Source organism: Mucilaginibacter sp. OK098, assembly GCF_900142915.1.
Taxonomy (GTDB): domain Bacteria; phylum Bacteroidota; class Bacteroidia; order Sphingobacteriales; family Sphingobacteriaceae; genus Mucilaginibacter.
The window spans coordinates 782,438-798,018 of the sequence record NZ_FRCM01000002.1; the positions used below are offsets into that span (position 1 = coordinate 782,438).

The 15,581-nt window shown below is 42.2% G+C and carries 10 protein-coding genes; 4 read left to right on the forward strand and 6 right to left on the reverse strand.

Annotated features, from left to right (window positions below; all coding sequences use genetic code 11):
* Positions 1-218: 218 nt before the first annotated feature.
* The 3 genes from BUE31_RS10335 (at position 219) to BUE31_RS10345 (ending at position 2,464) form a co-directional block, all read left to right on the forward strand.
* Positions 219-809 carry a TetR/AcrR family transcriptional regulator gene (locus BUE31_RS10335; protein WP_073403014.1) on the forward strand — a complete coding sequence of 197 codons (591 nt, stop codon included), beginning with the start codon at positions 219-221 and terminating at the stop codon, positions 807-809.
* Between the two features lie 140 nt (positions 810-949).
* The gene (locus BUE31_RS10340; protein WP_073403016.1) at positions 950-1,174 is read left to right on the forward strand and encodes a hypothetical protein; all 225 of its coding nucleotides are present in this window, start codon (positions 950-952) and stop codon (positions 1,172-1,174) included.
* 6 nt (positions 1,175-1,180) lie between these two features.
* Complete coding sequence (locus BUE31_RS10345) at positions 1,181-2,464, forward strand: MFS transporter (protein ID WP_073403018.1); 1,284 nt, start codon at positions 1,181-1,183, stop codon at positions 2,462-2,464.
* A 180-nt stretch (positions 2,465-2,644) separates the two neighbouring features.
* Here BUE31_RS10345 and BUE31_RS10350 read toward each other — a convergent pair whose 3' ends face one another.
* The 4 genes from BUE31_RS10350 to BUE31_RS10365 all read right to left on the reverse strand — a co-directional run bounded on the left by BUE31_RS10350 (position 2,645) and on the right by BUE31_RS10365 (position 11,223).
* A complete protein-coding gene (locus BUE31_RS10350; protein ID WP_073403019.1) occupies positions 2,645-5,113 on the reverse strand; it encodes a glutaminase family protein in 2,469 nt (822 codons plus the stop codon).
* A 308-nt stretch (positions 5,114-5,421) separates the two neighbouring features.
* Positions 5,422-6,804, reverse strand: a complete 1,383-nt coding sequence (locus BUE31_RS10355; protein WP_073403021.1) for a SusD/RagB family nutrient-binding outer membrane lipoprotein — start codon at positions 6,802-6,804, stop codon at positions 5,422-5,424.
* A 24-nt stretch (positions 6,805-6,828) separates the two neighbouring features.
* Positions 6,829-9,852 (reverse strand): SusC/RagA family TonB-linked outer membrane protein, encoded by a 3,024-nt coding sequence (locus tag BUE31_RS10360; protein WP_200801901.1) that lies wholly within the window; start codon positions 9,850-9,852, stop codon positions 6,829-6,831.
* A 468-nt stretch (positions 9,853-10,320) separates the two neighbouring features.
* Complete coding sequence (locus BUE31_RS10365) at positions 10,321-11,223, reverse strand: AraC family transcriptional regulator (RefSeq protein WP_073403023.1); 903 nt, start codon at positions 11,221-11,223, stop codon at positions 10,321-10,323.
* Between the two features lie 423 nt (positions 11,224-11,646).
* On the opposite strand from BUE31_RS10365, the gene BUE31_RS10370 reads away from it, so the two are divergent.
* Positions 11,647-14,016 (forward strand): glycoside hydrolase family 127 protein, encoded by a 2,370-nt coding sequence (locus tag BUE31_RS10370; RefSeq protein WP_073403025.1) that lies wholly within the window; start codon positions 11,647-11,649, stop codon positions 14,014-14,016.
* Between the two features lie 89 nt (positions 14,017-14,105).
* Here the strand turns inward: BUE31_RS10370 and BUE31_RS30685 are convergent, their stop codons facing one another.
* Together BUE31_RS30685 and BUE31_RS10375 are read right to left on the reverse strand one after the other, a co-directional pair.
* Positions 14,106-14,336 carry a hypothetical protein gene (locus BUE31_RS30685; protein ID WP_143167082.1) on the reverse strand — a complete coding sequence of 77 codons (231 nt, stop codon included), beginning with the start codon at positions 14,334-14,336 and terminating at the stop codon, positions 14,106-14,108.
* A gap of 336 nt (positions 14,337-14,672) precedes the next feature.
* A partial coding sequence (locus tag BUE31_RS10375) for a cadherin-like beta sandwich domain-containing protein (RefSeq protein ID WP_200801902.1) occupies positions 14,673-15,581 on the reverse strand: 909 nt, incomplete at its 5' end.

The following is a 15,581-nucleotide window of genomic DNA, read 5'->3' on the forward strand; positions in this document are numbered from 1 at the left end:
GGATCCAAAGGAAAGGGCGACATCCATCAGCGCAGGTCGCAGGCCTGCGTGATGGATAAGGTTTCGAACACCCTTAATTTAGTATCCAAAATATAAATACCAACCAAAAATTCAAAAAGACATGTACACACCATAGTTCGCCTGTAAGGGGTGGCAAACTAAAAAATTAAAATAAATTTCATAACTAAATGAATATTCATTTATATTTGTAACGATATATGCGCACAAGAGATATTGATAAAGAATTGCTGGTAAAGCAAAAAGCCATTGAAAGTATTGTAAAGGATGGCTTGGAAGGCTTTAGCATGAACAAACTGGCAAAAGCCTGCCAGATCTCGGTAGCTACGCTGTACATTTATTATAAGGATCGCGATGATCTGATCGTAAAAATAGCCCAGGAAGAGGGCCTGCGGATGGCTGAAGCTATGCTTGAGGGTTTTGACGTGAATGCTTCATTTGAAGATGGAATGCGGGTTCAGTGGAGGAACCGCTATAAACACATGATGGATAATCCGTTAATAGGCGTGTTTTTTGACCAGTTAAGAAGCTCAAGCTATCACGCGCAATTTATGGAGACATTTAAAAAGAATTTTGAAACATCCATTGGCACGTTTATGCATAATGTACTGGAAAGAGGTGAAGTTAACGAGATGCCGCTTGAAGTATACTGGTCAGTTGCGTATGCACCACTTTACTCCCTGATCCGTTTTCATAATGAGGGACATAGCATTGGCGGTAGCCCCTTTCAAATTTCGGATGAAATATTGTGGGCTACGTTCGACCTGGTTATTAAAGCGTTGCGGAACTAGTGATTAGAGGTTAGAGACTGGAGATTAGGAATGAATGTGGATTTTATTTTGATATCTTAATTAAAGGCCATCAATTAGATAACTAAATAAACAGGCTTAACATTTTTTGCCTGCTTAAGTAAGTGAATATTTATTTATAAATGGAAGATTTTGATCACATATTGCTGTTTAAAACCAACTGCAAAACTTTTGCGGATAAACTGGTGCTGCAATGTTTGCTGGAACAACAGGAAGGGATTGATGAGTGGAACATTGACCTGGAAGATTGCGATTATGTGCTGAGAATAATCTCTTATACGCTCAGTCACAATTGCATAATTAAATTACTTAACCATCACGGCTACCATTGCTGTGAACTAACATAAAATACAATGACACAAAAACAAGACATTATACCATTTACCGGGTACCAAAAACTGGTGATATTTATTTTAGCCCTCACCCAATTTACGGTGATCCTTGATTTTATGATCATGTCGCCTCTTGGAGATATGCTGATGAAATCAATGAACCTTAAACCTTCCGCATTTGGAATTGCCGTATCTGCCTACGCATTTAGCGCAGGCATCTCGGGCTTGCTTACCGCAGGTTTCGCCGATAAATTCGACCGTAAAAAGCTATTGCTGTTTTTTTATATTGGCTTTATTGCCGGCACCGTATTATGCGGAATGGCGCATACCTATCCCCTGCTGTTGGCTGCCCGGATCATTACTGGTTTGTTTGGCGGGGTTATCGGCTCTATTTCTATGGCAATTATCACCGATCTTTTTGCACTGCAGCAACGCGGCCGTGTTATGGGATTTATCCAGATGGGGTTCGGGGCAAGCCAGGTGCTGGGTGTGCCTATCGGCTTATATCTTGCTAATCATTTTGGCTGGGAAATGCCTTTCTTTTTAACGGCTGCATTAGCCGGGATCATCGCTGTAGCTATTATGCTGCGCTTAAAACCTGTTACTGCCCACTTACTGATCCAGCATGACCGTTCGGCTTTTATTCACTTATGGCACACCGTTTCCAAACGCGATTACCGGATAGGCTTTGCGGCTACTGCATTGTTATCAATAGGTGGTTTTATGATGATGCCTTTTGGCAGCGCCTTTGCTATCAATAACCTGCATGTAACCAATCAGCAACTGCCGGTATTATTTATGATCGCAGGTGTTAGTTCGCTTATTGTTATGCCGGTGATAGGGCGCCTCAGTGATAAGATCAGTAAGTTTAAGCTATTTGCCGGCGCAACGGTTTGGATGATGGTAATGTGCGTTTTGTACACCAACTTATCCGTAACCCCATTCTGGCTGGTGATTATATTTAATATCCTGATTATGATGGGCGTTATGAGCCGCATGGTTCCCTCCTCTGCCCTTACCAGCGCAGTGCCCGATATGGAAGACCGCGGAGCCTTTATGAGTATAAACGCATCTATGCAGCAAATTGCGGGAGGTGTAGCCGCTGCGGTTGCCGGGCTTATAGTGGTTCAGCAAAGTAAAGGCAGCCCATTGCAGCATTATGATACCATAGGTTATGTAATTGTTGGTATTTCAATATGCAGCATCTTATTGATGAGCCGTGTAAATAATATGATCAACAGAAAAATAAAAGATAAACCTGCTGATGTTAAAGTGGATGAGGTGATGATTAGTGAAGGGGTTTAAACTTATTATTTAAAATATGTCATTGCGAGCGTAGCGCGGCAACCGCGTACTATACAGAGCGAACAGAAAGGTGTTGAACTTTGCACAGCAGACTTGTATAGTTCGCGATTGCTTCGTACCTCGCAATGACATAGTGGTTAATTAGTTATCTGTCCAAATTAAAACCTGTTTTGTAACAACCTATTTCTTAACCCACTTTTGTTCAAGCATCTTTATAAAATACCCTCCCACCACACTTCGTGCCTGGAAACCTGTCTGTTTTCCATTGGTTGTTTCGTGCCAGTCGCTTAAGGGAACGCGGGTTGGGGTTTCGGTAGCAAATTTATAAACCGGGGCCGCCAAAGCTTCAAAATCGGCTTTGTTTTTCGCTAAGGTGGCTGTCCACATTATCCAATCGCTTTTTGTATAGGTTTTACGGCTATCCAGGGGCAGTCCGAATTCATTTTGTTTGGTCAGATAAAATTTAACCTCCTTATCATAAACAGCTTGCGGGAACAGGTTCAAGTCTAAAATTTTATCCCAAACCATGTTATATTTTTGGCTCCAGCTGCCTTTATTTCCAAACGTTAAGGTATAATGGTCGTTATCGCCGGCTAATTGCGCCCACTTTGCCGCCATATCCTTAGCAATTTTGCCATACCTTTTTGCTGATCCGACTTCACCCATTTGCCCTGCCAGCTTTGCATAACAGGCAATGCCTACAATAGCCTTTACCGATAAATTTGCGTTGCGTGCCAGGTGCCCGGCAAAGTCATCGGTACATAGTTGGTTTTTAGGATCAAAGCCCTCATTAACCAAATAAGTTACCCATTTACCTAAAGTTATCCAATGCTGTTTGGCATAAGCAGGGTTGCCTTCGGCCTGTGCAATTGCAGCAGCAAGTATCATCATATTGCCCGATTCTTCAACCGGCATCCCTTCGCCGTATTGCTGGCCGTTCGCCTGCGGATAGGTCCCCAGGTCATGCGCGGCATAACCGCGTTGAAACTTGCCGCTTTCGCTGAAATAGAAGATCCCATTCAGCATCCCCTCCAATAATTTAGGGTTGTATAAAAGATATAATGGGGCCGATGGATAGGTAACATCAACCGTATTTATAAAACCACCGCTATAATTTTCTTTTGACAGCCACAGCAATTTACCCTGCGGACTTTTTACAAGCGTATGGGCAGCTATACTTTGACGATAAGCCATTACGCACAGTTTTGCATATTTTTCGCCTCCGGCCTTTACTGCGTCCTTATACATCGTGGCATTAAACTGCTCACACTTTTTTTGCAGGGTTGGATAATCAGCGGCAGCCTTTGCAAGTGCCTGTTCAATGGTTTTGGTTTGTGTGTTCTTCCACCATGGTTTTAAATTGGTGTGGAAATACTGAATGGGGTTAATATCATCATAACCCAGCTCAACAAACTTTTCAACAGCGGTTTTACCAACTGCACCAAACGGGATCACCGTATTTAAAACAAGGTCGGTTCCCTGGGTTGCTGTTGATTTGCTCTCGCCGCTAAAAAAAGAATTAACCGCTTCGGTACCGGCACTTACATATTGCTGCGAGTTAAAAGATTTTGGCACTGCTACGTACATGTAGCCCCAGTCAATGCGCAGGTCGTCACCCTTTTTTTGCAGGATAGGCTGCTCAACAGTGCCTGCTTTTAAAACAGACAGGTTACCCGAAGCATATTTTTTTGTGGTAACCGGCTGCGATTGGGTATTACGCGCCACATCAACCGATGCGCTGAAATATACCTTTACGTTATGTGGCTTGCCATCGTTTGATTTTACTTTGTAGCTGATGTATGATACAGGCCTTGATAAAATGCTCAGATCATTCATCAGCAGCGGCGAGGTGAAAGTTAGCTGCAAGCCTGTATTACCGCATTTAAAATTATAAATGGTTTGGGTAGCATTAAGCTTAACACCAGTTTGTTTGGCAACCTTTAGCTCGGCATGTTCAGTTGGTTTTATTTCATCGGCAAGGCCGACATCCAGCCAGGCAGCACCGCCGGTATTGGTGCAATGCATAGCCAGTACGTTTTCGCCTTCTTTTAATTTGCTTACCACATCATCACTAAGCGGGAAATATTGCAGATCGCCATTGGCGCCGCTGGCTGAATAGATCTTTTCGCCATTAAGAAAAACCTCGGCGTCATCATCATGGTGCAGTTTCAGGTAAAGCTTATTGATAGTTGTTTTGCTGTAGGTAAAAACCCGGCGCACCCAAACTTCTTTGCTTGTCCACAAGGTTCCGGCCCTGTCTTTATCATCGCTGAAAGGGGCCGTCCCGGTTTTCCAGGCGCTGTCGTCGTATTTAAGGGTTGTCCAGCCATCTCCTGGGATAAGTTCATTGTACGTACAGGCATATGGCTTTTCATCCGCAGCGGGCAGTATGGTTTTGTAGGATATAGGTTCTTTTCCCATAAAACGATAAACCTCGTCATCAACTTTTATCAACCCGATCAACGATTGATCCTTACCCGTCCAGTGATGGGTTGTCGACTGGTTAAGCTCATCGCTAAACGACCAGATGCTGAAATAAGGATTATGAGTGATCAACGGATAAGCAGGCGCTTTGGTAGCTTGTGCAAACCCCGAATAACCCGCCAGTAAAAGAAAAAGCAGGCAAATGCAGTGAGTAAGTTTGTTCATAATGTAGGTAATGTTTACAAGGGTAATTGTCAAAGCTACGGATAAAATGTGTTTTGAGATAATGGAGAGGGGTGAAATAATCCCCCGATGCATTGGATTACTGACTATGCGCTGGTACGCGAGGCAGGATAATAGAGTGGCTTACTATTCTTCTAAACTATAGTTATAAAATTTAAAGATCACTCTGATTAAAAATCAAGAAATCCGTTCAGCTGGCAAACCATCCCTCACAAAAAAAAGTGGCTAAAAACCAAGGCAACTTAATGCCCCGGCTTTTAACCACCTGCTATATTACAAAATACTGTTATTTATTGCGCATCCCACCAAACCCGATCAGTAGCTTTTGCGCTTTGCTGGGGCTGGGCGTTGGTTTGTATTTCGCTTTCAGGATACAGTAAACGGCGCGGGATCTCGGTAAGCGCGCCATCAACCTTTGTCACAGCCGGAAAGCCTGTTCTCCGCCAGTCATTAAAAGTTTCAAAGTTAAAGAAGCTGGCCACCGTTTTTTCTTCCATTATCATTTGGATCGCATTTGCACCCGTTAGGGTTCCTCTTGCTGCCAGGTAGGTGGTTACAGCCGCATTTGCAACCCCAACTTTGCTCATGTTTGATTTGATGCCATCCTGGTATATTGACTGTGCCGCTGCCGCTCCCGATTTAATAAAAGTGGCCTCGGCCTTAAGGAATAAGGCTTCCGAGTAATTCACTATGTAATTTGCAGCTGTTGCGCTTCCGTAAAAATCACCCGGATACGAATATTCGTTAAGCGCACCGGTATTGGTGCCTATTCTTCTGCCTGTGTATAAGCCGGTGCCATCAGCCGGTTTTACAAGTATGGTAAGGCGCGGATCGTTCCTGGTTTTAAAACCATTTACATAAGTTTCATTCAGTACATAAGTAGTCACTGGCGAAAAGGTAAGGTTGATGGTATTTTCGCTCCCGGCAGTACCTGCATAAACAAATTTAAAATCATCATCGTTGCTCTGCATCCCGTTGGCCAATGCGGCAAGGGCAAGGTCGGCCTGCTGTACGGCAGTATGACCGGGGGCCTTTGTTAAATGCATATAAAACCGTGCTTTTAAAATGTAAGCCAGCTTTAGCCATTTTGACATATCGCCGTTGTAAAAATAATCATCGCCGGCAGGCTTTGTAATGCTGTTCTTATTAATATCCGCAATGCCATTATCAAGCAGGGTTTGTACATCCTTATAAATATCTTCCTGCTTATCATAAACCGGCAAAAAGTTATCACTGCCTTTAAGCGCCTGCGAGTACGGAATATCGCCCCAAAAATCAGTAGCTGAACCCAGGGTATAGGCCGACAAAATCTTTGAGATGCCTGCATAATTCAATTTACCATCAGCTTCTGCCTTGGCGTTCATTATTTTCAGGTTATTGAGCAGGTTCACATAAAAGTTGTACCAGTCGCTATCAAAATCACTGTTAAACAGCTGGTAATTCCACAAGCCGGGGTTAGGCTGATTGGCTGCTATGGTTTGCATAAAGTTCTGAATATCTAAACTGGCATTACCGGCATAAACCTGGTCGGATACGTTAAGTTCAATAGGTGCAAGCAACAACGACTCCTGCACATCAATAGGATTGTTAGGGTCTTTGTTTATATCTAAAGTTTTTTTACAACTGCCTAACATAAGAGCAAGCAGCAGTAGGTATGTGGAGATCTTTTTCATCAGTGTAATTGTTAATTTTTAAATTTAGAAACCCAGTTTAACCGAAAAGTTAATGGAGCGCGAGGTTGGTGTTGAAAAGGCATAAATGCCTTGTGCACCATTCGAGCTGCCGTATGAACTTACTTCAGGATCACCGCCGGTAAAATGCGGGCTGTAGATCCACAGGTTACGCCCGGTAACTGTAAAAGATGCATCTTTAAACGGCGTTTTTTTCACCATTGATTCAGACAGCCGATAAGACAAGCTAACATTACGAAGCTTAATATAAGTACCATCCTGGATTGATGATTCGTACTGGCGGCTCTGGTAATAGGTTTGTGCATCAACAGCTATGGTGTTGGGCTGCCCGGTAGTGGCATTTACACCCGGCACAACTATTGGAGCTCGGTTCGCGGTTACTTTTGCCGTACCGTAGAAAAAGGAGACAGCTTCTACATCATTTTGAACATCCCCACCTTTTTTAACATCGAAGAAGAAGCTTAAACTCAGCTGTTTATACCTTAAAGTATTTTGGATCCCGCCTGTCCAATCGGGGTTGGCATCGCCAACAATTCCCTGGGTTGGGTCAACCACCGGTAACCCGGTATCATCTATCAGCATTTGTCCTTTTGCATTGCGCTGGTACCTTACGCCGTAAAAAATATTATAAGGCTGCCCTACTATAACACGGCCAAGCTGGGTAATATTTTTTGCACTGTTCAACTCTAAAACCTTATTACGGATGCGGGTGTAATTTATGGTGACATCCCAGCTAAAATCCTGTGATTTTATAGGCACAACCGTTAATAGGCCTTCAAAACCCCTGTTCCGGATACTGGCGGAGTTAACCGTTGTACCGCCATAACCTGTGGCATTTGAAATTTGGATACCCGGGATAATGCCGTTTAATGATTTACGGTCGAAATACGATCCTTCAAAGCTGATGCGGTTATCAAGGAACCTTAGTTCAAGGCCGCCTTCGTATTCTTTCAGCTTTTCATTTTGCAGGTATGGATTGTTGAGCGTTGCGCTTTGCAAAAAGCCAGGCTGGCCCTGGTAAGGGAACGGGAAGTAACCGGCGTTAGTGTTACGGCCAGCAAGCACAAATGGGGTGGTTAATGAATATGGCCCTACAGCGTCATTACCTACAGTAGCGTACGAAAAGCGAACTTTACCAAAATTCAAAACATTGGTAACCGATGCCGGCATAAAATGGGTAAATATAAACCCGCCTGCTATTGAGCCATACGGATAAAATTGTTTTTTCTGATACAGTACCGAGCTGCCATCATACCTTCCGGTTAAGGATAAGATCAGGAATTTATCATACTCCAGATTGGCCTGTGAGTAAAACCCGATCTTCCGCTGTGAGCTGTGCCCCTCAGTTGCAGATATGGCTGAACCTGCCGAAACGTTATTAAAATTATCAACTACAATCCCGGTTCCGTTAATGTTCGTGGCCTGGCTGTAAATGGAGTTATAGTTATTGCCTAATAACAGGTTTACATCAAACTTTCCAAATTTTTGGCTGGCATTAATGATCAGGTCATGATTAAACTGGCGGTAAAGCACATCCTGATCACGGATCTGCCCTTTAAGGCCTATAGCCGGACTTGGCGATTCGGTATATTTATCCTGTTCCATATAAATATCAGCCCCCAGGCGCTCGGTAATCGTCAGCCATTTTGTGGCCGCATAGTTAAAGGTGGTTACTGGTAAAAACCTGTTCACAATTGAGGTATTATCAATATTATCCAAACTCCATAAAGGCGAATTACGCGAGAAACGGTATAAACGTGGTGTACCATCTGCTCCTAATATCGGGTAAGGGTTCCATGAAACCGGTTGCACCATCACAACGAAAAGCGGGCCGTTGCTGGCGCCTTCGGGCAGGCGGTCCTGCCGCGAATTGCTGTAGCCTAACTGGAAAGTGGTGGTGAAATTTTTGTAGATGTTGGCTGAGTATTTTGTAAAGAAGGAGTGACGCTTAAAATCATTATTAGGCGAGATGCCCTGCTGGTTGAAATAAGAATAAGATACATAATAAGAAGAGGAATTGTTGCCTCCGGCGATGCTCAGCGAGTTACTGGTAGTTCGCCCAGTCCTGAAAAATGAATAAGGATCGTACTTGGGCGCAAGCTTACCGTTTATCATAAGGGTATCCATACGCGGGCCCCATGATGCACTGGTTTTCTTATCCTCGCCATTATAAAACAAACCGTGGGTACCCTGGGCATAAGCTGTCTGGCGTTCAGGCAACAGTGGTTTTTCAAATGAATAATCGGAAGTGAAGGTAATTGCCGGTTTTTTATTTATTGAGCCGCTTTTGGTAGTTATTATTACCGCGCCTGATGCACCTCTTGATCCATACAAGGCTGTTGCAGCAGCGCCTTTTAAAATGTTCACACTTTCAATAGTATTAGGGTCGATATCAACAACACGGCTGCTTCCCGCACCGGCTGCACCGCCGCCAATGTTTGCAGTTTCAGAATTATCAATGGGCACCCCATCAACAACAAACAGCGCCTCGTTATTACCATTTACCGAGATAGCGCCCCTGATCACAATACGCGTAGAAGAACCTGCAGTACCTGATGAACTGGTGATCTGCACACCGGATAGCTTACCATCCATGGCGTTGATAACGTTAGGTTCTTTTGCCCGTGTAAGGTCTTCACCTTTTAACTCCTGGGTGCTATAGGTTAACAGGCGTTTTTCGCGCTTTACCCCTATTGCTGTTACCACTACATCGCTTAATTCTGTAGTGCTTATTGATAGTTTAATATCTGCTGTTGTTTGGTTGCCCAGGCTAAGTTCCCTGGTAGTAAAACCAACAGCAGTAACTACTAATGTTGCAGGACTGTTATAACTGATACTGAAAGCACCGTTAATATCGGTTACAGTAGCTGTTTTAGTTCCTTTGATCCTGATGCCGGCCGCAGCAACAGGCGTTCCGCCCTCATCGGTTACCCGGCCTTTTAAGATTGTTTGTGCATAAGTTGTAAATGCAAAAAGCATAGTACACATACACATTACAATACTTTTTTTAAGTAATGGTTTAATTATCATAATTTATCATTTAGGATGGTTAAGACTTGGTATTATCAATACTTTACTTATTTGTAAAGGTATTTACCTGAATCACCCTTATTTGAACAGAAATTGGCTGGTTATTATCGTATTTTAACCTTTAGAAAATATTACCCCGTATAACTGCCAGTTAAGCGAACCAGGTAATATTGAGAAAATGACACTAAAACTTACTTGAGGCAAGGTGATGTAGCGATGATGCTTTACAACATACAATTTGTTGTACTGATATAGAATTTAAAGAGGGCCGAAAGGAATTAACATAAAAAGACGTAATTAGCCTCTCAAGGATGCGGATAAAAGCCTGCTCGCCATGTTTGACAAGCTGATAGCCCACTGCGCCACTCTTCACTAATCCGGGATAGAGGCCCCCATTACCAAGGTTAAGAATTATTCTAAGCAGCTGGCTTTACCAGGCGTTTAACACATAATGATGTCTATTTAGCCTTAGCCCGCAGCCCTGCTCAGGCTTATCAGATTATTGTTGTATGAATCGAGATAACCGCGGGGAGAATTGCCGATCACATTTTTAAAAACGCGGTTAAAATTGGTAATACTTTTAAAGCCACATTTGTAGGCTACCGTGTTTATACTTTCAAATTTGTGAGCTATCAGCTTTTTACAAGCTTCATTTATTCTTACCTCATTTAAAAAAGATATAAAGGTGTGGCCGGTATGTTTTTTAAAATAGCGACAAAATGATTCAGGCGTCATAAAGGCAACTTTGGCCACATCTTCCAGGTTTATCTCTTCACTGTAGTTTAGGATAATATAGTTATAAATATTACCGATACGGATTCCTTCATTTTCAGTTATGCCAGGTAAGCTGCCGTAGGATGAGAGCGGGTCTAATTTTGATTTGATATTGATAAGCCCCTTAACCAGGTTAAGAAACTGGATCAACTGATCAGTACCTGAAGCGTTTTTAAGCGCTATCATTAGCTGCGAGATCTTGTCTGTAATATTATGCGGTATTTTAAAACCTTGCTGATGATGCTGCAGAAATATTTTGCCAGGCTTTAATTCGGGCAAATCAAACATAGAACTCAGCACTCCTTCGGGGCTAAAAAATATAGTTAATGCTTCAATTTGTTTACCTGTATTTGGAGTAAAGTATTCAGGACTACTTTTAAAAACATGCGGCAAGTTTGCTCCTATCACAAAAATATCACCCGGTGAATAATCATGCATATTATTTCCGGCAATCAATGTACCTTCACCTTTCTGGATCCAGGTAATCTGTATTTCTTTATGCCTGTGTAAATAAGGATAATGATATTGCTGACAAACTTTCTCGGCTATCACACTTTTATCGTGGGTAACAGGAATGGTAAATTGTAAAACTTTCATCTTTTTATTTATTAATTCCCTTTGAATTTACAATTACTTAATTCTAATAATCAACACTTTAGGTAAACCTGCTAAAATCCGGCAATCATCTGTTAATTTACAGCATATAACAGCCTTAAAAACTTAAAATAAAGTCAGGTTTAAACAACTTTCAGAAAAAATTATAAATGTATAATTTACACTAAAAAAAATATCTGTAAGGTATATTTGGGTAAAATATACTGCAATAAGGCACTTATAATTGTTTTTATTACAATTATAATTAAATTTATTTAAATTCCAATTTTAAGAACGAGTCAAATTAAAACATCACCCATAAACCAGCTAATATCCGGTTATCAATGGCAAAATATTGGGCATAAAAATCCATTTTGCCCGGTTAACTTTATAAATTGATTTTACCATCGTAAAACCTCCCGAATTATGATAACAATTAAGTGGCTTAAATTAAGTGTATGTGTTTTGTCAATAGCGGCAATTGTTAAAACGACGAAAGCGCAATCATACGTACCCGAATGGAATGATAGCCGGATAAAAGTAAAACCGCAAACCGCTATAAAAGCATACACATTTGATTTAAAGGACGTAACGTTACTGGAGAGCCCTTTTAAACAAGCCATGCAGGCCGATGTAAACTATCTATTATCAATTGAGCCCGACCGTTTGTTATCGGCATTCCGTACCCACTCGGGTTTAAAAGCTAAAGGGAAGATGTATGAGGGCTGGGAATCATCGGGCCTTGCGGGCCATACGCTTGGCCATTACCTTTCGGCAATTTCCATGCATTATGCATCAAGTGGCGATCCGGAGTTTTTAAAACGGGTAAATTATATTGTTAACGAGTTGAATGAATGCCAGGTGGCCCGCAAAACCGGCTACATTGGCGCCATACCAAAAGAAGATACCATTTGGGCCGAAGTTGCCAAAGGCGAGATCCGCTCAAGGGGTTTTGATTTGAACGGGGGCTGGTCGCCCTGGTACACGGTTCACAAAGTTATGGCCGGGCTTTTAGATGCTTATTTATATTGCAACAATAAACAGGCGCTTATCATCTGCAAAAAAATGGGCGACTGGACAGGAGAAACCATCAAAAATCTTGATGATGATAAGCTGCAAAAGATGCTGCTATGCGAATATGGCGGCATGGCCGAAGCATTGGTTAATTTGTATGCCATAAGCGGCGATAAAAAATATCTTGACCTGTCGTACAAATTTTATGATAAACGCATATTGGATCCGCTGGCGCAAAAACAGGATATCTTGCCCGGCAAACATTCCAACACCCAAATCCCTAAAATAATAGCCAGCGCAAGGCGGTATGAACTTACGGGCGATAAAAAAGACAAGGCCATTGCCGATTTCTTTTGGGCGGCTGTTACCAATAACCACTCATACGCTACAGGCGGCAACAGCAATTACGAGTATCTGACCGAACCAGGCAAACTAAACGATAAGCTTACTGAAAACACCACCGAAACCTGCAACACTTACAATATGCTTAAGCTAACCAGGCATTTGTTTTCGGTTGATCCTTCAGCTGCTTTGATGGACTATTATGAAAAAGCGCTCTATAACCATATCCTGGCCTCGCAAAATCATCAAAGCGGCATGATGTGCTATTTTGTGCCTTTACGCATGGGCGGCAAAAAGGAATACAGCGACCCTTTTAATACCTTTACCTGCTGTGTAGGCTCAGGCATGGAGAACCATGTAAAGTATAATGAAAGTATTTATTTCAGGGGCGATGACGGCAGCCTGTACGTTAACCTGTTTATTCCATCGGTGCTAAAATGGAGCGAAAAAGGCTTGAGCATAAAACAGGAAAGCAATCTACCCACAAATGATCAGATCAATTTTACCATTAGTACTTTAAAGCCGGTAAACTTGGCTATCCGCATTCGTAAGCCGCATTGGGCATTAAACCCTGTGATCAGTATAAACGGCGAATCGCAGCAATTAACCGCAGATGCGCAGGGTTATTTTGTTTTAAACCGTAAATGGAAAAACAATGATAAAATAGCATTTACAACTCCTGAAAACCTATACACCGAAGCCATGCCCGACAACGCAAACAGGCGCGCTATATTTTACGGCCCGGTATTGCTGGCAGGCATTTTAGGTAACACAGAGCCTGATCCGCTTAAAGGTGTACCTGTTTTTGTTACCAGCGAAACCAATCCCAATAACTGGCTGCAAATGGTTGATAAAAATCAGCTAAGCTTTCGCACGGTGAATGTATCGAAGCCTGAAGAGGTTAAGCTAATCCCTTTTAATCAAACAAAAGACGAATACTATTCTGTTTACTGGGATGTATTTACCCCTGAATTATGGGCGGTACAGCAAAAAGCTTATGACGAGCAAAAGAAAAAGCAACAGGAACTTGAAGCCCGCACCACAGACATATTGCGTATTGGCGAAATGCAGCCCGAACGCGACCATAATTTTAGTGGTGAAAATGCCATTACCGGTGAAGATCATCAAAAAAAATGGCGATCGACAGAAAATGGCGGGTACCTTGTGTATGAGATGAAGGTTGATGCCAGTGCTCAAAATACACTTATAAATACTTACTGGGGCATGGATAACCGGGGCAGAGTGTTTGATATATTGATTGATGGTGTAAAACTTTCAACCGAAGATTTAAACAAATACAAGGAAAGCCGCTTTTACGATATCAGCTATATCATTCCTGTTGAGCTAACGAAAGGGAAACAAAAAGTAATTGTTAAATTATTGCCAAAGCAGGGCAACAGTGCAGGCCCGGTTTATGGCAGCCGGATGGTGAAAAATTAACACGGCCGCGGCAGGCAAATAAATTGCCTGGCCGTGTGTGTTCTCCCTACTAATGCTTGTCGGTGTCAGCGGAGATATAATATGCCCTGCTACATAACTTTAGGAGAGCTGTAGCTGATGGATGGCACAACAAATTGGTTTGTTTTTTTTAAAACCTTACCTGTTTTGGCCATATGGCCGTTTTTAAATTTTGCAAAAGAGTAGCCTGCAGCATATAGGATGTTAAAACAAAACAGCATCCATAATATCAACACAGATAGCAGGCCAATAAAGGCTATTTTAGGAAATAGTTTTTTTGATGAAGGTAAAGATGTTTTCATAACGATGAAGGATGAGGCTATAATCCGGGGGATAATGCACTGAAAATTAAATTTGTGATGACACAAAGGTCAGACATATAACCCTATAGGTCAATCATATAACCCTATGGTTTTTAGAAATGGAGGAAATTAAGAAATCAAGAGGTTTCTGAAGAGAAGCAAGATGTCAGGAAACAACGATTCGGGAAATAAAATACAGGACATGAAGTAAACCAATTAAGCTCTTCTTCTTAATTATTTTTGTACTGGTTATCACGTGGTAAAAAATTAACACTGCCACGGCAGGCAAATAAATTGCCTGGCCGTGTGTGTTTCTCCCTAACTAATAATTTATCCCTAATACTTTAATAAAATATAGCCTGTTTTATATTTTACTTTGCCTTTGTCGTTATATTCAAGCTGGTAAAAATAGGTGCCCGGCTTTTGCATAGCCATGGTTTTATTTGAATGCCCATCGAATACTTTATTGGCATTATCATAACCTGATACATGGTAGATCTCAACACCACCTACGTTCATAATGGTTAGTTTATTATCAGGATATTTTGCCAAGCCGTCTATGGTCAGCACATCATTTTTGCCATCCCCGTTTGGAGAAAGTCCTTTATGTACCACAATACCATCATCTGCTGCTTTCAAACTATCGGCAGGGTTTTCAACATATTGAAGCGCCATCCCGGGTGCTGCGCGGTTAGCTGTAATAATGTAGCTATCGGTTGTTGTGCCATCCTGCGCGGTTACAACCGTGGTGATAACATTTGCGCCAACATTCAGCGGTATTGATTGTGAGGCTACATTTGAAGCTGTTGTGACGCCATTTACTTTTATAGTAGCCGTAGCATCCTGCACTACGGCAATAATCTGCAGGCTGCTTTCGCTATTTGGTACGGCTGTTGTATAATTCCTATAACCGGGCCCGCTTACCGCAGTCAATGTGCTAACCGGACTTGCTTTTATTGACGTTAACAGCGCATTGGTTGATAATGCTCCCGACGCACGGTTAGCCGTAATAATATAACTATCGGTTGTTGTGCCATCTTGCGCGGTTACAACCGTGGTGATAACATTTGCGCCAACATTCAGTGGTATCGATTGTGAGGCCACATTTGAAGCGGTTGTGATGCCATTTACTTTTATAGTAGCCCCAGCATTCTGCGTTACGGCAATAATCTGCAGGCTGGTTTCGCTATTTGGTACGGCTGTTGTATAATTCTTATAACCGGGCCCGCTTACCGCAGTCAATGT

Coding starts and splice junctions, on each gene's coding strand:
- BUE31_RS10335 (WP_073403014.1), top strand. CDS start 219: ATGCGCACAAGAGATATTGATAAAGAATTGCTGGTAAAGCAAAAAGCC.
- BUE31_RS10340 (WP_073403016.1), top strand. CDS start 950: ATGGAAGATTTTGATCACATATTGCTGTTTAAAACCAACTGCAAAACT.
- BUE31_RS10345 (WP_073403018.1), top strand. CDS start 1,181: ATGACACAAAAACAAGACATTATACCATTTACCGGGTACCAAAAACTG.
- BUE31_RS10350 (WP_073403019.1), bottom strand. CDS start 5,113: ATGAACAAACTTACTCACTGCATTTGCCTGCTTTTTCTTTTACTGGCG.
- BUE31_RS10355 (WP_073403021.1), bottom strand. CDS start 6,804: ATGAAAAAGATCTCCACATACCTACTGCTGCTTGCTCTTATGTTAGGC.
- BUE31_RS10360 (WP_200801901.1), bottom strand. CDS start 9,852: ATGATAATTAAACCATTACTTAAAAAAAGTATTGTAATGTGTATGTGT.
- BUE31_RS10365 (WP_073403023.1), bottom strand. CDS start 11,223: ATGAAAGTTTTACAATTTACCATTCCTGTTACCCACGATAAAAGTGTG.
- BUE31_RS10370 (WP_073403025.1), top strand. CDS start 11,647: ATGATAACAATTAAGTGGCTTAAATTAAGTGTATGTGTTTTGTCAATA.
- BUE31_RS30685 (WP_143167082.1), bottom strand. CDS start 14,336: ATGAAAACATCTTTACCTTCATCAAAAAAACTATTTCCTAAAATAGCC.